The 18,683-nt window shown below is 37.9% G+C and carries 22 protein-coding genes; 18 read left to right on the top strand and 4 right to left on the bottom strand.

Annotated features, from left to right (window positions below):
* Positions 1 to 80 precede the first annotated feature (80 nt).
* The 16 genes from HCJ30_RS07315 to HCJ30_RS07240 all read left to right on the top strand — a co-directional run bounded on the left by HCJ30_RS07315 (position 81) and on the right by HCJ30_RS07240 (position 14,249).
* A complete protein-coding gene (locus tag HCJ30_RS07315; RefSeq protein ID WP_185391630.1) occupies positions 81 to 1,271 on the top strand; it encodes a resuscitation-promoting factor in 1,191 nt (396 codons plus the stop codon).
* A gap of 101 nt (positions 1,272 to 1,372) precedes the next feature.
* Positions 1,373 to 1,948 carry a ribonuclease M5 gene (gene rnmV, locus HCJ30_RS07310; protein WP_185391629.1) on the top strand — a complete coding sequence of 192 codons (576 nt, stop codon included), beginning with the start codon at positions 1,373 to 1,375 and terminating at the stop codon, positions 1,946 to 1,948.
* On the top strand, positions 1,941 to 2,828 hold the full coding sequence (rsmA, locus tag HCJ30_RS07305) for a 16S rRNA (adenine(1518)-N(6)/adenine(1519)-N(6))-dimethyltransferase RsmA (RefSeq protein ID WP_185391628.1): 888 nt from the start codon (positions 1,941 to 1,943) through the stop codon (positions 2,826 to 2,828). The genes rnmV and rsmA overlap by 8 nt, the downstream gene beginning before the upstream one ends.
* 119 nt (positions 2,829 to 2,947) lie before the next feature.
* Entirely contained in the window at positions 2,948 to 3,205 is a 258-nt protein-coding gene (gene veg / locus HCJ30_RS07300) for a biofilm formation stimulator Veg (protein WP_008946594.1), read from the top strand.
* A gap of 138 nt (positions 3,206 to 3,343) precedes the next feature.
* On the top strand, positions 3,344 to 4,219 hold the full coding sequence (gene ispE / locus HCJ30_RS07295) for a 4-(cytidine 5'-diphospho)-2-C-methyl-D-erythritol kinase (protein WP_185391627.1): 876 nt from the start codon (positions 3,344 to 3,346) through the stop codon (positions 4,217 to 4,219).
* Between the two features lie 18 nt (positions 4,220 to 4,237).
* On the top strand, positions 4,238 to 4,975 hold the full coding sequence (gene chbG, locus HCJ30_RS07290; protein WP_185391626.1) for a chitin disaccharide deacetylase: 738 nt from the start codon (positions 4,238 to 4,240) through the stop codon (positions 4,973 to 4,975).
* A gap of 163 nt (positions 4,976 to 5,138) precedes the next feature.
* Positions 5,139 to 5,957: a pur operon repressor gene (purR, locus tag HCJ30_RS07285; protein WP_003722721.1), complete on the top strand. Its 819-nt coding sequence runs from the start codon at positions 5,139 to 5,141 to the stop codon at positions 5,955 to 5,957.
* A gap of 175 nt (positions 5,958 to 6,132) precedes the next feature.
* On the top strand, positions 6,133 to 6,810 hold the full coding sequence (locus HCJ30_RS07280; protein WP_185391625.1) for an efflux RND transporter periplasmic adaptor subunit: 678 nt from the start codon (positions 6,133 to 6,135) through the stop codon (positions 6,808 to 6,810).
* Positions 6,811 to 6,858: 48 nt separating this feature from the next.
* Positions 6,859 to 7,551 (top strand): ABC transporter ATP-binding protein, encoded by a 693-nt coding sequence (locus tag HCJ30_RS07275; RefSeq protein WP_185391624.1) that lies wholly within the window; start codon positions 6,859 to 6,861, stop codon positions 7,549 to 7,551.
* Positions 7,548 to 8,756: an ABC transporter permease gene (locus HCJ30_RS07270; RefSeq protein ID WP_185391623.1), complete on the top strand. Its 1,209-nt coding sequence runs from the start codon at positions 7,548 to 7,550 to the stop codon at positions 8,754 to 8,756. Before HCJ30_RS07275 ends, HCJ30_RS07270 begins: the two co-directional genes overlap by 4 nt.
* Before the next feature lie 686 nt (positions 8,757 to 9,442).
* Positions 9,443 to 9,751, top strand: coding sequence for a septation regulator SpoVG (gene spoVG, locus HCJ30_RS07265; protein WP_185391951.1), 309 nt, complete (start codon positions 9,443 to 9,445; stop codon positions 9,749 to 9,751).
* Between the two features lie 118 nt (positions 9,752 to 9,869).
* Positions 9,870 to 10,178 carry a septation regulator SpoVG gene (gene spoVG / locus HCJ30_RS07260; protein WP_003722726.1) on the top strand — a complete coding sequence of 103 codons (309 nt, stop codon included), beginning with the start codon at positions 9,870 to 9,872 and terminating at the stop codon, positions 10,176 to 10,178.
* 386 nt (positions 10,179 to 10,564) lie between these two features.
* Positions 10,565 to 11,938 (top strand): bifunctional UDP-N-acetylglucosamine diphosphorylase/glucosamine-1-phosphate N-acetyltransferase GlmU, encoded by a 1,374-nt coding sequence (glmU, locus tag HCJ30_RS07255; protein ID WP_185391622.1) that lies wholly within the window; start codon positions 10,565 to 10,567, stop codon positions 11,936 to 11,938.
* Between the two features lie 50 nt (positions 11,939 to 11,988).
* Positions 11,989 to 12,945: a ribose-phosphate diphosphokinase gene (locus tag HCJ30_RS07250; RefSeq protein ID WP_003722728.1), complete on the top strand. Its 957-nt coding sequence runs from the start codon at positions 11,989 to 11,991 to the stop codon at positions 12,943 to 12,945.
* A 196-nt stretch (positions 12,946 to 13,141) separates the two neighbouring features.
* Positions 13,142 to 13,600: a YehR family lipoprotein gene (locus HCJ30_RS07245; RefSeq protein WP_185391621.1), complete on the top strand. Its 459-nt coding sequence runs from the start codon at positions 13,142 to 13,144 to the stop codon at positions 13,598 to 13,600.
* 190 nt (positions 13,601 to 13,790) lie between these two features.
* A complete protein-coding gene (locus tag HCJ30_RS07240) occupies positions 13,791 to 14,249 on the top strand; it encodes a YehR family lipoprotein (RefSeq protein WP_185391620.1) in 459 nt (152 codons plus the stop codon).
* A 23-nt stretch (positions 14,250 to 14,272) separates the two neighbouring features.
* On the opposite strand, the gene HCJ30_RS07235 is transcribed toward HCJ30_RS07240, so the two are convergent.
* From HCJ30_RS07235 to HCJ30_RS07220, 4 genes are all read right to left on the bottom strand, one after another.
* A complete protein-coding gene (locus tag HCJ30_RS07235) occupies positions 14,273 to 14,803 on the bottom strand; it encodes a hypothetical protein (RefSeq protein ID WP_181333848.1) in 531 nt (176 codons plus the stop codon).
* 95 nt (positions 14,804 to 14,898) lie between these two features.
* The gene (locus HCJ30_RS07230; protein ID WP_003725735.1) at positions 14,899 to 15,231 is read right to left on the bottom strand and encodes a putative heavy metal-binding protein; all 333 of its coding nucleotides are present in this window, start codon (positions 15,229 to 15,231) and stop codon (positions 14,899 to 14,901) included.
* A 65-nt stretch (positions 15,232 to 15,296) separates the two neighbouring features.
* A complete protein-coding gene (locus HCJ30_RS07225; RefSeq protein ID WP_185391619.1) occupies positions 15,297 to 15,971 on the bottom strand; it encodes a DNA alkylation repair protein in 675 nt (224 codons plus the stop codon).
* Between the two features lie 76 nt (positions 15,972 to 16,047).
* On the bottom strand, positions 16,048 to 16,989 hold the full coding sequence (locus HCJ30_RS07220) for an L-lactate dehydrogenase (RefSeq protein WP_185391618.1): 942 nt from the start codon (positions 16,987 to 16,989) through the stop codon (positions 16,048 to 16,050).
* 293 nt (positions 16,990 to 17,282) lie between these two features.
* On the opposite strand from HCJ30_RS07220, the gene HCJ30_RS07215 reads away from it, so the two are divergent.
* The gene (locus HCJ30_RS07215; RefSeq protein ID WP_003722740.1) at positions 17,283 to 17,906 is read left to right on the top strand and encodes a 50S ribosomal protein L25/general stress protein Ctc; all 624 of its coding nucleotides are present in this window, start codon (positions 17,283 to 17,285) and stop codon (positions 17,904 to 17,906) included.
* 89 nt (positions 17,907 to 17,995) lie between these two features.
* Complete coding sequence (locus HCJ30_RS07210; RefSeq protein ID WP_185391617.1) at positions 17,996 to 18,580, top strand: GNAT family N-acetyltransferase; 585 nt, start codon at positions 17,996 to 17,998, stop codon at positions 18,578 to 18,580.
* The last annotated feature ends 103 nt before the right edge of the window (positions 18,581 to 18,683 follow it).

Below are 18,683 nucleotides of genomic sequence, written 5' to 3'. Positions count from 1 at the left end.
ATGAACAATCTATTAAAAAAATTGACAGTTCTTCCCTCCCCTGTATATAATCACTAGCGAAGTAGAAAGGGGAGAAATACATGACCATGGAAAACAGCAGTAACGTAGCCCAATCATCAAAATGGAAATTACCAATCATGATTGCAGGATTTGTTATTGTAGTAGCATTGGTTTTTTATTTCGTTTTCGAAGGAACTAAAAACGATATCACTATAGTAAACGCTGGTGAAAAAATTGAATCAAGAACACATGCTAAAACTGTTGCTGAAGCATTAGACGAAGCAGGAATTAAAGTAAGTGAACGTGATGAGATTGCTCCAGGAAAAAATGCAGAAATCAAAGACGGTATGGAAATTAAATATTTACCAGCTCGTCAAGTTACAATAAATGATAATGGTACGAAAAAAGACGTTTGGAGCACAAAAGCAAACGTATCTGACTTGCTAAAAGATGAAAATATTACAACTCGTCCGCAAGATGTACTAAACGTAGCGTTAGACACTAAATTAAAAAATGGCCTTGAAATCAACATTGATCGTGCCATTCAACTTTCCTTGCAAAACGGAGATAAAAAAGACACAGTATGGACAACAAAAACAAAAGTTAGTGATTTACTAACAGAGAAAAACATTAAGCTTGATCAAGATGACCGCGTGTCACCTGCAAAAGACAGTAACTTAAAAGAAAAAATGACTGTACAAGTTACATATGTCGAGTCAAAAGCAGAAAAGAAAAACGAACAAGTTAAATTCGAAACAGTTTACAAAAACGACGATAGCCTAAACGAAGGTGATGAAAAAGTCGTTCAAGAAGGTAAACATGGTGAAAAAGTAGTTGAGTACAAAGTAACATTTGAAAATGGCAAAGAGAAAAAACGCGATGTCATTACAGAAAATGTCACTTCTAATAAAGTAGATAAAGTAGTTGCTCGCGGTACGAAAGCAAAACCCGTAGCATCTCACGTATCCACTTCTAGTAGCAGCGCCCCATCTGGTGGCAAAACTTACAGAATGGAATCTACTGCCTATTCAGGTGGCGGAATTACAGCATACGGTATTAACTTGAGTGCCAATAAAGGACTAAAAGTAATTGCTGTTGACCCACGAGTTATTCCGCTAGGCTCTAAAGTTTGGGTGGAAGGTTACGGGGTAGCAATCGCTGGAGATACTGGCGGCGTTATCAAAGGAAATATCGTTGACGTATATTTCCCAAGTGAAAGTCAGTGCTATTCATGGGGTAGAAGAATGGTAACTGTCAAAGTGTTAGACTAAATTCGTATAAAAACGAGGCTGACTCATAGGGCCTCGTTTTTTCTTTGCCCAAAATGTGGTATGATGGATTTACTTATTTTATAAAAAAGGATGTAGTCATTATGAGCGGGAAGCCTGTAATACATGAATTTATAGTCGTAGAAGGACGAGATGACACAACGGCGATTAATCGTTCTGTTATTGCCGATACCATCGAAACTAACGGATCTGCACTTTCACAAGAAACGATAGAAAAAATTAGACATGCCCAAGAACTTCGCGGCGTTATTATTTTTACAGACCCAGATTTTCCCGGTGAAAAAATCCGAAAACAGATTGATTCAGCGGTGCCAGGTTGTAAACACGCCTTTATCAACCGCCAAGATGCTTTGCCAAAAGCTGGACGCGGACTTGGAGTAGAACATGCAAGCAGCGCGAACATTCGCGAAGCATTAGCACATTTTCATACAAGTGGATCCCCCACTGAAAAACAATATATTTCCAAAGATATTCTTATCCATCTCGGTCTTCTTGGAGGAGCGGGAGCGAAAGAACGCAGAGAAAAAATCGGTAACATACTAAAAATTGGCTATACAAACGGAAAACAACTACAAACCAGACTAGAATCATTTGCTATAAGCGAAGAACAGTTAGTAGCTGCGTGCCAAAAGATTATGCAGGAGGAAGAAAATGAGTAAAGATATCGCAACTCCCGGAAGAACGACGGAAATCCTAAAGAAATATGGTTTCTTATTTAAAAAAAGCCTCGGTCAAAACTTTCTAATCGACACGAATATTTTGACGCGGATTACAGATACAGCTGAAATAACAAAAGAAACAAACGTCATCGAAATTGGACCAGGAATCGGTGCACTAACCGAACAACTAGCAAAAACAGCAAATGAAGTCGTTGCTTTTGAAATAGACCAACGTTTATTGCCGATTTTGGATGATACGCTTAGTGCCTATAATAATGTTCGTGTCGTTCACGGTGACGTATTAAAAGCAGACGTTGAGGAAGTTATCGCGCAGCAATTTGCCAAACCAGAGCTACCACTAAAAATCGTAGCCAATCTTCCGTATTACGTAACAACACCGATTATTTTAAAATTACTACATGATAACATCCCGGCTGATTCTATGACGTTCATGCTACAAAAAGAAGTAGCAGACCGGATAAGCGCAGTTCCAAGTACGAAAAGCTACGGCAGCCTAACAATTGCTATCCAATTTTATATGGAAGCAGAATTAGCATTTATCGTGCCTAAAACTGTCTTCATGCCGCAACCAAATGTAGACTCTGCAGTTATTCATTTGAAACGCCGCAAAGAACCGCTAGCTGAGGTGAATGATGAAGAATTTTTCTTTGAAGTAACAAGAGCTTCGTTTGCCCAAAGAAGAAAAACACTTTGGAATAACTTGGCTTCAAAATTCCCAGCTCTAAAAGCACGCAAGGAAGAGCTAGTAGAAGGTTTAAATGCGATTGGAATAGACTTGATTCGCCGCGGAGAAACATTAGACATCCCAGAATTTGCGAAACTAAGCAACTTCTTAGGCGATTTTTTAAAGGAAAAATAATTTTTTTCAAAAAAAGCGCTTTCTTAGTTGACAGTTAGCCCTTGCAACTGTTAAAATATTTGGTTATTGATTTCGGAGCCGAACTATGCTATAATAGTTATTAGTGAGGTGGAAAATAAATGCCAAAAACCATTGCAAGCATTAAGATGAATTTAGATTCTAGATTAGGTAAAGCATTGACATTGAAAGCAAACGGTGGTCGTAAGAAAACGATTGAACGTTGCGGTATCCTAGCTGAAACATATCCATCCGTTTTCATTGTGGAACTTGATCAAGATGAAAACAACTTCGAAAGAGTATCCTACAGTTACACGGATATCCTAACAGACGCAGTAGAACTTGTATTTACAGATGATAATAAAGAATTAGCTTTGTAATGAAGCTGAAGTAGCCGGACCATTTAACGTGGTTCGGTTTTTGCTTTACATAGAAGTAGTTTTGGGCCGCTAGCTACATATTTTTTCTTTCATATGATAGAATAGAAAAAGAGATTTTGAACGCGGAGGCCAAGAAAAATGAAAATAAGCATAACAGCACCAGCTAAAATTAATCTTTCACTTGATGCGCTGTACAAACGTGAAGACGGCTATCATGAAGTGGAAATGGTGATGACAACAATAGACCTTGCTGACAGATTATACTTAGAACGCTTAGACGAGGACAAAATTGTGCTGGACGTAAAAGCGCATTTTATTCCAGAAGATCGTCGTAACTTAATTTATCAAGCGGCCCTCCTTTTGAAAAAGCGCTTTGACGTGAAAATGGGTGTGCGCATCACGATTGATAAGCATATCCCAGTTTCTGCTGGACTTGCTGGTGGTAGCTCGGATGCAGCTGCAGCGCTCAAAGGTTTAAATATTATTTGGGAACTCGGCCTTTCGATAGAAGAAATTGCCGAAATAAGTTCGGAAATTGGCTCAGACATCGCATTTTGCGTTTACGGCGGAACAGCCCTTGCGACAGGTCGTGGCGAGAAGATTTCCGCATTACCTAATATTCCAGGTTGCTGGATTGTGCTTGCAAAACCGAGCATCAGCGTATCAACCCCAACCATTTATAAAGAATTACAAGTAGACAACGTAGAGCACCCTGACACAGAAAAAATGATAGAATCCATTAAAAAAGGCGATTTAGATGGGATTTTTGCAGCAACAGGAAATGTTTTAGAATCTGTGACGCTAGAAAAAAATCCACAAGTGAAACGCATAAAAGATCGGATGTTAGCGTTTGGTGCTGAGGCGGCTTTAATGAGTGGTAGCGGCCCGACAGTATTTGCGCTTATCAAACAGTACTCCAGAGCAAAACGTGTCTATAACGGCTTACGTGGCTTTTGTGAGGAAGTTTATATGGTAAGGCCTTGGAGTGAAGGCGAGAACGATACAAATAATTAATGTGGAGGGGTCAAAGAAATGAAAATTATTTTTAATGCAGATGATTTTGGAATTAGCCCAGGAGCAGTTTATGGTATTTTAGAGTCTTACAAACGAGGCGTCGTGAAATCTACAACTTTGCTTGCTAATAGCCCGGCGTTTGATTTGGCGGTAGAAGTAGCGAAAGAAAACCCAGGTCTGGATATCGGTGCGCATTTGACCCTAACATTTGGATCACCAGTTCTTCAAGGTTTAGAAACATTAACGGATGATGATGGTCGTTTCCGTAGAAATTATACGGCGCTCGAGTCAGGCTTAGCTGATGTAGATATGGACGAAGTAGAACGCGAATTAACCGCACAAATTGAGAAAATTTTAGACGCCGGCATTACTATTTCTCATTTTGATACGCACCATTCGATCGAACCATTAATTTTCCCAGTACAACATAAATTAGCAGAAAAATATGGCGTGAGCATTCGACGTCATGCAGATGTTACTGATTTTGGTGCTATTAAAACACCTGATTTATTCGCGACAGAGTTTTATGCAGAAGGCGTATCCTTTGAAACGATTAAAAAATTAGTACAAGAGCATATTGGAACAAATGATGTAGTGGAAGTAATGACCCATCCAGCATTTATTGATGAAACATTACGCGAAATATCTAGTTACGTAGAGCCGCGCATCAAAGAAGTTTCCATTCTAACTTCAAGAGAATTACAAGCATATTTAGGCCAACAAGAAGTAGAAATTATTAGTTTCCGTGACTTATAAGAGCATTGGCCTGTCAAAGGATGTTTATTTGGCAGGTTTTTTCGTGCGTTAAAATAATAAATGTTGTCAATTTTATAGAAAACGTTTTATAATAGAGAAAATACGGACAAAATACGTGAAATTGCTTTTTAATATACGGAATTTTATCAAAGGGAGAGAGATTATGAAGATTCGTCGCAGTGAACGATTAATTGATATGACGCAGTTTCTATTATCGCATCCGCGCAAGTTAGTGCCGCTTACGATGTTTGCTGAACGTTATGGCTCAGCTAAGTCTTCTATTAGTGAAGATTTAGTCATCATAAAGAAAACGTTTGAAGACAGAGGGATTGGTACGCTGGAAACAGTTCCGGGTGCAGCTGGTGGCGTGCAGTACATTTCGATAGCGGGAAATGACGATGTACTGGATTTTGTACACACATTATGTAATAGAATTGCGGAACCAAACCGTTTACTTCCAGGAGGCTATTTGTACCTATCTGATTTGCTAGGGGAACCGGTGACACTCAAAGCAATTGGTAAAATTTTAGCTACGAAATTCAATAACCAAAAAATAGATGCGATTATGACTGTTGCAACAAAAGGTATTCCGATTGCGCAAGCCGTTGCCGAGCATTTAAGCGTCCCATTTGTTATCGTGCGCCGTGATAGCAAAGTGACAGAAGGCTCCACCGTGAGCATTAACTATGTCTCCGGTTCATCTAAACGAATCGAAAAAATGGAACTATCCAAACGCAGCTTAGCGGAAGGCTCCAACGTAGTAATCGTGGACGACTTTATGAAAGCCGGCGGAACGATTAACGGGATGAAAAATCTGCTAGAAGAATTCAATGCGCATTTAGTAGGAATTGGTGTACTAGTCGAATCCGAATACGCGGAAGAACGCCTAGTAGATGATTACGTATCGCTCGTGAAAATAAAAAATGTCAACATGAAAGAAAAACAAATAGAAGTAGTCGATGGTAATTACTTTAATAGTTAATTTTCAAACCCTGGAGAAATTTTTCGGGGTTTTTATTTTTCGCGGATAAAGGCAAAAAACAAATCAGCCTTGCGATGTACTTCACTCATTTAACTTTTATGGTAGAATGGATTCTATCGTTACTACATAATAAAATTCAAAGCTTCTACACTTTAGAAGCAGAAGGAGAACATTCATGAAAAAATGGGTTAAATGGTTAATTGTTATCGTTATTATCGCAGTAGTAGCCGTTGGTGCGGTTTTCTTATTGTCGAAAAATAGTGGCTCCGTAACGCAAGAAAAATTAGTTACAGCTAAAGTAAAACAAGGAGATTTAAAAATTAATGCTACAGGAACCGGCGCAATCTCCCCGGAAAACACACAAGTTCCAGATTACGACGAACTTCAATTAGTAGCGCAAATGGACGAGCTTGATATTCCAAACATCAAGAAAGACCAAGAAGTAAAAGTTACAGTAACAGCACTTCCAGACAAAACTTACACAGGGAAAGTGAAAGAAATCGCAGAACAAGGCCAAGTCCAAAACGGCGTATCTAGCTTCTCGGTAATCATTTCCCTTGATAAAACAGACGACTTAAAAGCAGGTATGACTGCCGATGCTTCCATTTTAGTAAAAGAGAAAAAAGATGCACTATACGTACCAATTGAAGCTGTTCAAAAAGACAGTGACGACAAATATTACGTACTAGTTCCAGAAGAAAAAGACAACGGTCAAACGAAAAAAGTGAAGAAATTCGTAGAAACTGGTCTTCATAACGAAGATAATATCGAAATTACTAAAGGCGTTAAAAAAGACGAAAAAGTAATCCTTCCTACACAAGAAACTGCAACGGTTCCAGGTGCTCCTAGCTAAGTTTTTTGTAAGTACAAATCAGACAAATTGTATGAAGGAGGGATAAACATGCCAAAACCGCTAATTGACATGAAAAATTTAACAAAAACGTATACGCTAGGCGGAGAAACTTTTAAAGCATTAGACGATGTTACTTTTACCGTTGAGCAAGGCGAGTTTTTATCCATCGTTGGCCCGTCCGGTTCCGGTAAATCAACTTTAATGAATATGATTGGTTGTTTAGACGTTCCAGATAAAGGCAGCTATCATCTTGATGACGTAGATGTTTTCAAACTAAGCGACAATAAACTATCCGAAATCAGAAACAAAAAAATCGGCTTTATTTTCCAGCAGTTTAATTTACTTCCAAAATTATCTGCTTTTGAAAACGTGGAACTTCCACTCATTTATGCAGGACTAAGTGTTTCTGCTCGAGAAAAAGCAGCAATCGAATGTTTAGAAAAAGTAGGCTTGCTTGAAAAACGCAGAAACTTGCCAACACAACTTTCTGGTGGACAACAACAACGTGTGGCTATCGCGAGAGCACTTGCTGGAAATCCGCAAATTTTACTAGCAGATGAGCCAACTGGTGCACTTGATTCGAAAACAGGTAAAGAAGTAATGGGAATCTTGCAAGAACTGAATCGTGCTGGCAATACTATCGTAATGATCACGCATGATCCAACTATCGCCTCTTACGGTACAAGAAGCATCCGTATTCAAGATGGTAAATTATTCCACGAGGAGGCGACACAAGCATGAGCGTTCTCCAAAGTATGAAAATGGCATGGAAACAATTGAAAGCAAGTAAATTAAGATCGTTTCTAACCATGCTAGGTATTATTATCGGTGTTGCGTCCGTTATTCTATTAGTTTCATTAGGAAATGGCGTAACCAAAGAAGTTGACGATCAAATGGGCGATTTAGGTTCGAACTTAATTACAGTAGTGAATAGTTCCGTTAATCCAAACGACAAATACACGTATGATGAAGTAATGAAATACCAAAATATCGATGGCGTCAAAAGTGTTTCTCCAGAATTATCTGGTCAAGTGAATGCAACTTTTGACTATAAGAGTTCAAGTAATAAAGTAATCGGGACGAATGACCAGTACAAGGCCGCTCGTAGCCTAGAAATGAAAGAAGGGCGTTTCCTACTACCTATCGATACTGAATATGGCCAGAAAGTAGCTGTAATCGGTTCTACGGTAGCGAGCGACCTGTTTGGTTTCGGTGATCCGATTGGTGAGACAGTAAGATTGAACGGAATGCCGTATAAAGTTGTTGGCGTGCTAAAAGAAAAAGGTGCTTCGATGATGGGATCTAGTGATGATCAAATCTTCATTCCAATTTCTTCCGCACAAAGACTACTAAAAGATACAAACGTCCGCACGATTTATGTAGAAACGAAATCCGCTGAAGATGTTGATTTTGTTGTAAATACTTTAGAATCTCGTCTTGCAATTAAATTCGGCGACGAAAAAGAACAAGAAGAAAATGCTTCTTCTGCACAAATGGGACCATCGTATCAAGTAATCAATCAACAAGAAATTCTTAATGCCTTTAACACAATTAGTACAACGCTAACTACTGCGCTTGGTGCAATTGCTGCCATCTCGCTTGTTGTTGGTGGTATCGGAATTATGAACATAATGCTAGTTTCTGTCAGTGAGAGAACGAGAGAAATCGGCATAAGAAAAGCGCTCGGAGCTAAAAAACGAGCCATTTTACTACAATTCCTCATTGAATCAATCGTTATTAGTGTTTGTGGTGGCGTGATTGGGATACTGATCGGTGTGTCAGGAGCGCTTATATTCGGCTCTGTCGCAGGTATATCCTCAGGAATAACAGCGGGAACCATAATCTTCTCCTTTGTATTCTCTTTATGTATCGGAGTAATATTTGGTATCGCACCTGCCAACAAGGCATCAAAATTAAGACCAATTGATGCTTTAAGATCTGAGTAAACAAAAAAGAAATCCGGAATAGTCTGTTTCGGGTTTCTTTTTTTTACAAAATTAATCTATAGGATGTCTTGTCATCTATATTTAATCTTTTTGTCACAATTAAACGCTTTCAAAATCCGCTTTCGGTAAAAATTTGATAAAAAAAGTGAAATTAATTCTCAAATCATGCATTAGAATGGGATTTTTGGGGTATACAGTATTTGTTGGCTAATTGGAACAAGAGGGATAGAGAAGTATAATATTGTAAATATATGAGCTATGAAAACTCATAAATTTCTCGTTTATTGTATACAATTATTTTTTAGAAATGATAAATTTAGCACCGTTTCACTGGTGTTATTGTCTATAAAATAGTATGATGATTACATCATGATACTGTGATGGCAATGGTTTTGAGGTTTTTATACATATAATGATAAATATTGTATACAAAACAGAAACTAGAAGGAACAATCTGAAAATGTCAACGATTTTCCGAAAAAAACTATTTTTTTTAGATTACAATTCACAAAGTTGTCAAATTTAGTTTTTTTTATTATTATGTTCATAGGGAAGAATTTTACGTGAATATTGCTTGCTTATAAAAGTAATTTTTTCTATGGGGGAATTTTTCTCGAGTGTGTGTACTTAAGTTGCATGTGAGCATTGTTTACTAGCAGCGCAACTAGATTAAGGTGGTGAAGATAATGGAGATTACAGATGTGAGATTACGACGTGTTGAGACAGATGGGAGAATGAAAGCTATTTCTTCAATAACGATTGACGGTGAGTTTGTTATTCACGACATTCGTGTCATCGATGGCAACGAGGGATTGTTCGTAGCTATGCCTAGTAAACGTACGCCGGATGGTGAGTTTAGAGATATCGCTCATCCAATTAACTCAGGCACCCGTGCAAAAATTCAAGAAGCCGTTTTAGCTGCTTATGAAGTAGCGGACGAACCAGCAGTAGCTGAAGAAAGTTCTGCAAACGAAAGTGTTGTAGAAGAAAACTAAAAAATCCTCGGTTAGGGAGAACGTTGTTGGGAACAGCTGGGGGATAAGTACCTAAGATTTTGGCTGGGATAAGCAGATTCTTTTTGAAAGAGGCAAATGGGATAAGGAGTGACTAATAATGCAAGTAACAGATGTGAGATTACGTCGTGTAGAAACTGATGGAAGAATGAGAGCGATTGCTTCAATCACTTTAGATGAGGAATTTGTAGTTCATGATATCCGCGTTATTGATGGGAATAACGGTTTATTCGTAGCTATGCCAAGTAAACGTGGTGTTGACGGTGAATTCCGTGACATCGCTCACCCAATTAATTCCGATACTCGTGCGAAAATTCAAGAAGTAGTTTTAGCTGAATATGAACGCGTTGGTGAAGAAGAAGCAACTGCGGTAACAGAAGAAGAATCTGAGTCCGTTTCTGCTGAATAATTAAAAATTTTCAAGGGCTGGCTGCGTGCTAGCCCTTTTTGTTTATAAGAAGCATGAAAAAAATCATAAATAGCCTTGGTCTTCTATTTTGGCTATGGTATAATTAAAAGCAGATTATAAAACAGGGAGGGGAATTTTTAATGATGTTGCAAAAACAGATCCATTTTAGAAAACATTTTTGTGGCATACCTGTAAATTCTTCTTTTAGTAAGCAAATAAATAATCACACTGTATCTTTCGGAATTTTCAAACAAATAAAACTTTAAATGGAATCTTTACCTTAAAAATGTAGGTAAGGTTTTTTATTTGGGCGCATTCTTGAAAAAAAGCAAATTTTACGTTATCATTCATAGTGGATGAATAGTGAATATTGGAGGTTCTATATAATGTCAAAACGATATGCTGTAGTGCTTGCTGCTGGCCAAGGCACACGGATGAAATCAAAACTTTACAAAGTATTGCATCCTGTTTGTGGGAAACCAATGGTCGAACATGTAGTAGATCAAATTTCGACACTAGATGTTGATAAAGTGGTTACGATTGTAGGTCACGGAGCTGAGAAAGTACAAGAGCATTTAGCTGGTAAAAGCGAGTTTGTAAAACAAGAAGAACAACTTGGAACAGCGCATGCGGTACTTCAAGCGAAAGCAGAACTTGCAGGAAAAGATGGTGTGACATTAGTTGTTTGTGGGGACACACCTTTAATCGAAGCTAGCACGATGGAAGCTTTACTGAAATATCACCACGAAAAACGCGCAAAAGCAACTATTCTTACAACGGTTATTGAAGATCCTACAGGTTACGGTCGTATTATTCGTGATGACCTAGGCATTGTAGAAAAAATCGTAGAACATAAAGATGCGACAGAAAAAGAACAACGTATTTCAGAAATTAACACTGGAACATATTGCTTTGACAATAAAGCACTTTTTGAAGCGTTAGAGAATGTTTCTAACGATAACGTACAAGGAGAATATTACTTACCAGATGTTATTAAAATTTTAAAAGATTCGGATGAAGTCGTTGCGGCTTACAGAATGGAGTCTTTCGAAGAGTCACTTGGAGTGAACGACCGAATCGCCCTAGCTGAAGCGTCCAAATTAATGCAACGTCGAATTAACGAAAATCATATGCGTAATGGAGTAACGCTTGTTAATCCGGAAAGTACGTATATTGATATAGATGTAAAAATTGGTCAAGATACAGTAATTGAACCTGGAGTTATGCTTCGTGGGAAAACTGTAATTGGTGATGATTGTGTGGTTACAAGCGGCTCGGAAATCGTAAACAGTGTTATCGGTGAACGAGTAAACGTCAGAACTTCTTCCATTTTTGAAAGTAAAGTTGGCGATGACGTTCAAATTGGCCCATATGCTCACCTAAGACCGGAATCTGACATTCACGACCATGTGAAAATCGGAAATTACGTCGAAACGAAAAAAGCAGTTGTTGGTGAAGGAACTAAATTACCGCATTTCATTTATATGGGCGATGCGGAAATTGGTAAAAACGTCAATGTTGGTTGCGGAAGTATTGCGGTTAATTACGACGGCAAAAACAAAGCAAAAACCATCATTGGTGACGATGTCTTTGTTGGTTGTAACTCAAACTTGATTGCACCAGTTAAAGTGGGCGACCGAGCTTTCATAGCTGCTGGCTCCACCATTACAAAAGATGTTCCTGATGACGCGTTAGGAATTGCTCGCGCGAAGCAAGACAACAAGCTTGGTTATGCGAAACATTTGAATCACGGTAAATAATTTCCGTTTGGGAATTTTAAAATTTTAATAAAAAATAGTGGAGGCTGATTATGTCAAACGAGTATTTTGATCCAAAGTTGAAGATTTTCTCGCTAAATTCTAATCGTGAACTAGCTGAAGAGATTGCGAAAGAAGTAGGTATTGAGTTAGGGAAATCAAGCGTTACTCATTTTAGTGATGGAGAAATCCAAATTAACATTGAAGAAAGTATCCGTGGTTGTCATGTATATGTTATTCAATCAACGAGTAATCCTGTAAACCAGAATTTAATGGAACTTTTGATCATGATTGATGCGTTGAAACGCGCTTCCGCAGCAACAATTAATATTGTTATGCCTTACTATGGTTATGCACGTCAAGACCGTAAAGCAAGAAGCCGTGAACCGATCACAGCGAAATTAGTAGCGAACTTAATCGAAACAGCTGGTGCAACAAGAATGATTACACTTGATATGCACGCACCGCAAATCCAAGGTTTCTTTGATATTCCGATTGATCACTTGAACGCAGTACGCCTTCTAAGTGACTATTTCAGCGAACGTCATTTAGGCGACGATTTAGTAGTAGTTTCCCCTGACCATGGTGGAGTTACTCGTGCCCGCAAAATGGCTGACCGTTTGAAAGCGCCGATTGCTATCATTGATAAGCGTCGCCCGCGTCCAAACGTAGCTGAAGTAATGAACATCGTTGGTAATGTAGAAGGAAAAGTTTGTATTATTATTGATGATATCATTGATACAGCTGGAACAATCACACTTGCTGCAAAAGCATTACGTGAAGCTGGTGCAACAAAAGTTTACGCTTGCTGTTCGCACCCAGTTCTTTCAGGTCCGGCTATGAAACGCATTGAAGAATCGCCAATCGAAAAATTAGTTGTGACAAACTCCATCGCTCTTCCAGAAGAAAAATGGATCGACAAAATGGAACAACTATCTGTTGCGGCTCTTCTTGGTGAAGCAATTGTACGCGTTCACGAAAATGCTTCTGTAAGTTCTTTATTCGAATAAAATTTTAAACTGAAAACAGGATTCCTCTTAGGGGTCCTGTTTTTTATTGCTGATAAAAATGTGTCTAAATTATGTTGCTACAATAAAAATAATGCCTTTTTATAAAAGTAAAAGTTCACAAAAAATCCATTGTATCTAAAATTCTGTTAGGTTATTCTAAGACAGTTGTAAAACAAAAAAAGAGGAGGAAACAACGATGAAAATGCTTAAAAAGGGTACAATGGTTTTATTTGTAATGGTTATGGCAGTAATGTTAGTAGCTTGTGGAGGGAAAGAAGAAACAAAAACATACGAACTTTCTCAAAATGGTGCTACTACAAAAATGACTTATACTTATGTAAAAGATAAAGTTACTAAACAAACAACAGAAAATGAAATGACTTATGCTGCTCTAGGATTTAAAAACAAAGATGAAGCTGAAAAAGCGTTAAAAGAAACAAGCGACAAGTTCCAAGGTGTTGAAGGCGTAAAACAAGGCCTTGAGTATAAAGATGATAAAGTAATCGAAACACTAGAAATTGACTACGAAAAAGCAGATGCAAAAGAATTGGTTAAACTTCCAGGATTTGCTGCAAGTGGCGATATCGAAAGCGGAATTAGCATGAAAGAATCTTCGAAAATGCTAGAATCCCAAGGTTATAAAGAAGTTAAATAATAAGTTTGTGATAAGAAAGAAGTATCCGCTCAGTCGGATACTTCTTTTTTTGTTTGATAACCATGTGCGTTAATAACAACGGAGCTTAACTATTGGCGTGCTATAAAAAGTTCACAAAAAATCCATTGTAACTCAAATGCGGTTAGGTTATTCTGAGGCGAATGTGAAACAAAAAGAGGAGGAAGCAACGATGAATACACTTAAAAAGGGAACAATGGCTTTATTTGTAATGGTTATGGCAGTAATGTTAGTAGCTTGTGGAGTGATGGCGGACACGAAAACGTACGAACGTTCACAAAATGGTGTAGAATCTAAATTGGTATACACTTGTAAAGGAAACAAAGTCACAAAGCAAACAGCTGAAAATGTAATGCCTTACACTGCGCTAGGCGTTAGTTCAAAAGAAGAAGCTGAAAAAATGTTTAAAGAAAGAATTGATAAGTTTCAAAACATTGACGGAGTAACGGCGAAAATGGAATATAAAGATGATAAAGCTATTGAAACACTAGAGATAGATTACACTAAAATTTCTTCAGAAGATATAAAGGGAATCCCGGGTATGACTACAAGTGGTGATACTTCTAAGGGGGTTAGTATGAAAGCGTCTGTAAAATTGCTGAAATCTCAAGGTTATAAAGAGGTTAAATAAAAAACATATTTGGCATCAATAATTTATTGATGCCAAATATGTTTTTTTGGAGCACAAAACCCCGTCACTAAATCAAGTAAATCACACGCAAAGTCCCAATTATTTTCATCGCTTTCTCTATATTGTAAAGCAAATGTTTGAATATAATTAGCCACTTCATTTTGTTCAAGTCCTAAACTATGCAATTTTTCTAATATTTGGGTGGCGTCATTATAATATGGCTGCTGTTTGTCTTCCCTTGTTTTTATAAAATTTTCCAGTGTGAAAAATAGGCTTGAAATTTCATCTGTATATTCAATTGTTTCATAGTCTATGAAATTTTGAATATCTTTTTCCATCCACTCTACTTTAAATCTGTTGGTTTTATAACAAGGTTTTTCCGAATTCGTATCTTCAATTACCTGGATACAAAAACTGCAATCTTTACCGTACCAACCCACATCAATTAAACGGCCGTTTGGAAATCTTGCTTGAAGTAAATCCTCTTTAAAAAAACTACTATCTTTCTCTAAAAATAAAACTTCACAATTTCTAAAATTAATACTCTCGAACACTGGTTCATCTCCTGATGCATTTTTGGTAAAACCGTAATAAATTAAAAACGAAATAATTGAAATTCTGCGTTTTTGCAATTATACTTCTTTTTAATTTAATAATCCTGCGCTTCAATAACAACAGCTGTACCAGATGCAGTAACCATCAGCATCCCGTTATCAGCTCCGAGCACTTCATAATCAATATCAACGCCAATAACGGCATTTGCGCCAATATCTTTCGCGCGTTGTTCCATTTCGCGAATTGCTTCCTCGCGAGCGTTAATTAGTTCGTCCTCATAGCCTTGCGAACGGCCCCCGAAGAAATTTCGAAGTCCAGCCCCAATATCTTTCATAAAGTTAACGCCAGTGATGACTTCGCCGAAAACGATTTTTTTATACTCAATAATTTGTTTGCCTTCAATATTTGGTGAGGTTGTAACTATCATTATTTATCCCTCCAGTTTTCTTTTATCATACCTCTTAGTACTTTTTCTAGTCAAAGGATATCCGGTTATTTCGTACGATTTCGCGCTTTTTCTATATAAGAAATGGCGTCTGGAACTTTACAAGCTGTATTTCCAAGGTTTACATGAACTTTCCCGACTGATTTCGCAGCTTCCATCGCTTTTTTGTGCAAATCGTCTTTGTAAATTCCGCAAGTGATAATAAAACCGTTCATTGAATAGCGGGTTCTGTTGGTTTCTGTTTGCAGCGTGTCTTTCGCGCGTTGAAGTAATGCCTCTGCTTCGGGTAAATCGTTAATATGCTCGCTATAAATCTGCCAGCCCATGGATTTAGTTAAATCATAATCACTTTCAATCCACTTTTTAGCGAAAAGGAATGCATCATCACGTTTGCTTACAACTGATGCGAGTCCGAAAGTTAGTTGTGACCAAGTTTCTCGGAAAGCGACATTCCATTTTTCGATTTGCCCGATGGTTATTTTGTTTGAATCGATTGCAAGTAAACCGAGATAAATCAAATCACTGTTATTTGATTCAATCAGCTCTATGGCGAGTTCGTGGTTTTTCTTTAGTTTTTCTCGGCTAATAATTTTCTTTAAATCACCAATTTTCAGACCATAAAGCTCTAATGTTTCCGGGCAACCGTGATTACGAAAAATTTTAATCGTATTGGGATTTTCTAAAGCTTGTAGTTCGGCATTAAGTTCGTCAAAAGTAATCATACTCGGACCTCCTCTCGAATAAATTAAGTATAACAAAAAAGCATGCAAAGTCGCATGCTTTTAAGGTTTGATAATATTAGTCTACTTGTTTCATTGCGTCGTCTAGCACTTTTTTAAGAGTATCCGCAGAGTTTTTCATTTGTTCTTTTTCTTTATCGGTCAAGTTCATTTCAACAATGTGGCGAACGCCTTGACGGTTAACTACTGCTGGTGCGCCGATATAAATGTCTTTCATACCATAATGACCATCTAAATAAACAGAAAGTGGCAGAATCGCATTTTCGTTATTTAAAATTGCTTTTGTAATACGAGCAAGAGCAGCTGCAACGCCGTAGAAAGTAGCGCCTTTTTTATTAATGATTTCATAGGCAGCATCACGAACGCTTACGAAAATAGTGTCCATTGCGCCTTGTTCGTCTTCGCTGATCCATTCAGTGATTGGAAGACCGCCGACAGTTGTGTGGCTCCATGCTGGGAATTCAGTGTCGCCGTGTTCGCCAAGAATGTAACCATGGACGTTACGAGCATCCACTTTTAAATAATCGGCAATCGACATACGGAAACGTGCTGTATCAAGGCTTGTTCCAGAACCGATAACGCGTTCTTTAGGAAGGCCTGAAAATTTCCATGTAGCGTAAGTTAAAATATCTACCGGGTTAGATGCGATTAGGAAAATACCGTCAAACCCACTTGCCATAACTTCATCCACGATACCTTTCATGATTTTGATGTTACGATTTACTAAGTCTAAACGAGTTTCACCGGGTTTTTGTGCAGTTCCAGCTGTTACGACAACTAAATCTGCATCATGGCAATCGCTATAATTCGCTGAGTAGATTTTCTTTGGTGTGGAAAATGGAACGGCGTGGCTTAAATCCATTGCATCCCCAATAGTTCTGTCTTTATCTATGTCAATGATACCAAATTCTTGTCCGATGCTTAAGTTTACACAAGCAAATGCGTAACTGGAACCAACTGCTCCGTCGCCAACTAAAATAATTTTTTGATGATCTTTCATTTCGAATTCCTCCTATAAAAAATCTATTTACTAGTACAGTATACCATGTATTTTTCATTTGTGAAGCGTTGAACGTCCTAAATTTAAAAAAGTTGTTATAATGTTTTTATGAAAACGCTATAGTACAGTTTGGAAGCGTCTGCATTCGCGTTCAACCGCTATTTTCTGTTTACCTTTTATTGAGAATTATAAACCTTACAAAACAAAATAAGGCTATTCCTTTGTTTTGCTATTTCTCTAACGGGTAGATATAATGTAGATGTACCAAAATTGAATGAGTGGAGTGATTTTTTATGGCAACAACATTAGAGGTCCAGAAAAGAGAAACAACGCAACATTCAGAAGTAACGAGATTGCGTAGTGAAGGAAAAGTACCTGGAATTATTTATGGTTACAAATCAGAGAATGTTCCAGTTTCCGTTGATTCTTTGGAATTAATCAAAGCAGTTCGTGACAATGGTCGAAACGCCGTATTTTCAGTTACTGTAGACGGCAAGAAGTTAAATGTTTTATTACATGAATATCAAGTGGATCCGTTAAAAGATGTTTTAGTGCATGTTGATTTATTAGCGGTTGATATGAATGAAGAAGTGGAGACCGATGTTCGCGTGGTATTAGTTGGTGATGCACCAGGAGTTAAAGCTGGCGGCGTATTACAACAAATTATCCATGACGTAAAAGTTTCGGCAACACCAGAAAAATTACCAGAAACAATTGAATTAGACATTTCTTCATTAGAAATCGGTGATGTTTTAACAACGAACGATCTTCCGGAAAACAAAGATTACGTCGTGCAAGCTGAGGAAGAAGAAACAGTAGTAACTGTGTCTGCTCCGCGCGCTGAAGAAGAACCGACGACTACGGAAGCGCCAGAACCAGAAGCTGTACATGGTAAAGATGAAGAGCCAGTTGAATAATTTTGAATAAATAAGGATGGAAGATTCGCATTTGTTTGCGATATCTTCCATTTTTTTTGTTATAATAGTTTCGAGAAGGAGGCGTTTATATGCTTGATAAATCAGTACCACATATTTCTGTTGCGATGGTCAATCACGATGCCGCAAATTATCCGGAGTTTCATTTGCCGGCGGGATATTCTTTTTGCTTTTATAAAGATGGTTTGGAAGAAGACTGGTGTAGATTGCAATTAGAAACTGGTCAGGTGCCATCAATGGATAGTATTCGCGCTCGTTTTGAATCAGAATTTGGAAATGAAAAAGAAAAATTGGCCAAGCGTTGTGTTTTTGTGCAAGCTCCAGATGGTGCGCTTATTGGAACGGCAATGCTCTGGGACGGGAATACATTTGGCGAAATGGCGAGCCGGATTCATTGGGTGGCTGTCCTCGATTCGCACGGTGGCAAAGGTATCGCAAAAGCCTTGCTATCCAAAATCCTCGGTATAAATAAAAATGATTTTGTCTATTTGACCACACAAACCGGAAGTTACCAAGCAATTTATTTATATCAAAAATTCGGTTTTGAAAAATATATCGGAAAAACTCCTGAAAATTGGAAAACAGCAGACTTTCAAGCTGAAAATAAAACAGCATGGCAAATTATCGAAAATAAAATTGCCGAACATCAAGCCTAGTTGGAAAACTTTCAACCAAGTGCAATCCATGTTATAATCAAAAAAACATCGAAACAAAAACCAGTTCATTCGTGAAGTGGTTTCGTTCATGTAAGGAGAAGCT

The organism is Listeria cossartiae subsp. cossartiae (assembly GCF_014224155.1).
GTDB classification, from domain to species: domain Bacteria; phylum Bacillota; class Bacilli; order Lactobacillales; family Listeriaceae; genus Listeria; species Listeria cossartiae.
Note: the sequence above shows the minus strand (reverse complement) of the source record. Positions and strands in the feature narration are given on the sequence as shown.

Bases quoted from the DNA above. Each gene is read 5' to 3' on its own strand.
- HCJ30_RS07315 (WP_185391630.1), top strand. From the start codon at position 81: ATGACCATGGAAAACAGCAGTAACGTAGCCCAATCATCAAAATGGAAA.
- rnmV (WP_185391629.1), top strand. From the start codon at position 1,373: ATGAGCGGGAAGCCTGTAATACATGAATTTATAGTCGTAGAAGGACGA.
- rsmA (WP_185391628.1), top strand. From the start codon at position 1,941: ATGAGTAAAGATATCGCAACTCCCGGAAGAACGACGGAAATCCTAAAG.
- veg (WP_008946594.1), top strand. From the start codon at position 2,948: ATGCCAAAAACCATTGCAAGCATTAAGATGAATTTAGATTCTAGATTA.
- ispE (WP_185391627.1), top strand. From the start codon at position 3,344: ATGAAAATAAGCATAACAGCACCAGCTAAAATTAATCTTTCACTTGAT.
- chbG (WP_185391626.1), top strand. From the start codon at position 4,238: ATGAAAATTATTTTTAATGCAGATGATTTTGGAATTAGCCCAGGAGCA.
- purR (WP_003722721.1), top strand. From the start codon at position 5,139: ATGAAGATTCGTCGCAGTGAACGATTAATTGATATGACGCAGTTTCTA.
- HCJ30_RS07280 (WP_185391625.1), top strand. From the start codon at position 6,133: ATGAAAAAATGGGTTAAATGGTTAATTGTTATCGTTATTATCGCAGTA.
- HCJ30_RS07275 (WP_185391624.1), top strand. From the start codon at position 6,859: ATGCCAAAACCGCTAATTGACATGAAAAATTTAACAAAAACGTATACG.
- HCJ30_RS07270 (WP_185391623.1), top strand. From the start codon at position 7,548: ATGAGCGTTCTCCAAAGTATGAAAATGGCATGGAAACAATTGAAAGCA.
- spoVG (WP_185391951.1), top strand. From the start codon at position 9,443: ATGGAGATTACAGATGTGAGATTACGACGTGTTGAGACAGATGGGAGA.
- spoVG (WP_003722726.1), top strand. From the start codon at position 9,870: ATGCAAGTAACAGATGTGAGATTACGTCGTGTAGAAACTGATGGAAGA.
- glmU (WP_185391622.1), top strand. From the start codon at position 10,565: ATGTCAAAACGATATGCTGTAGTGCTTGCTGCTGGCCAAGGCACACGG.
- HCJ30_RS07250 (WP_003722728.1), top strand. From the start codon at position 11,989: ATGTCAAACGAGTATTTTGATCCAAAGTTGAAGATTTTCTCGCTAAAT.
- HCJ30_RS07245 (WP_185391621.1), top strand. From the start codon at position 13,142: ATGAAAATGCTTAAAAAGGGTACAATGGTTTTATTTGTAATGGTTATG.
- HCJ30_RS07240 (WP_185391620.1), top strand. From the start codon at position 13,791: ATGAATACACTTAAAAAGGGAACAATGGCTTTATTTGTAATGGTTATG.
- HCJ30_RS07230 (WP_003725735.1), bottom strand. From the start codon at position 15,231: ATGATAGTTACAACCTCACCAAATATTGAAGGCAAACAAATTATTGAG.
- HCJ30_RS07225 (WP_185391619.1), bottom strand. From the start codon at position 15,971: ATGATTACTTTTGACGAACTTAATGCCGAACTACAAGCTTTAGAAAAT.
- HCJ30_RS07220 (WP_185391618.1), bottom strand. From the start codon at position 16,989: ATGAAAGATCATCAAAAAATTATTTTAGTTGGCGACGGAGCAGTTGGT.
- HCJ30_RS07215 (WP_003722740.1), top strand. From the start codon at position 17,283: ATGGCAACAACATTAGAGGTCCAGAAAAGAGAAACAACGCAACATTCA.
- HCJ30_RS07210 (WP_185391617.1), top strand. From the start codon at position 17,996: ATGCTTGATAAATCAGTACCACATATTTCTGTTGCGATGGTCAATCAC.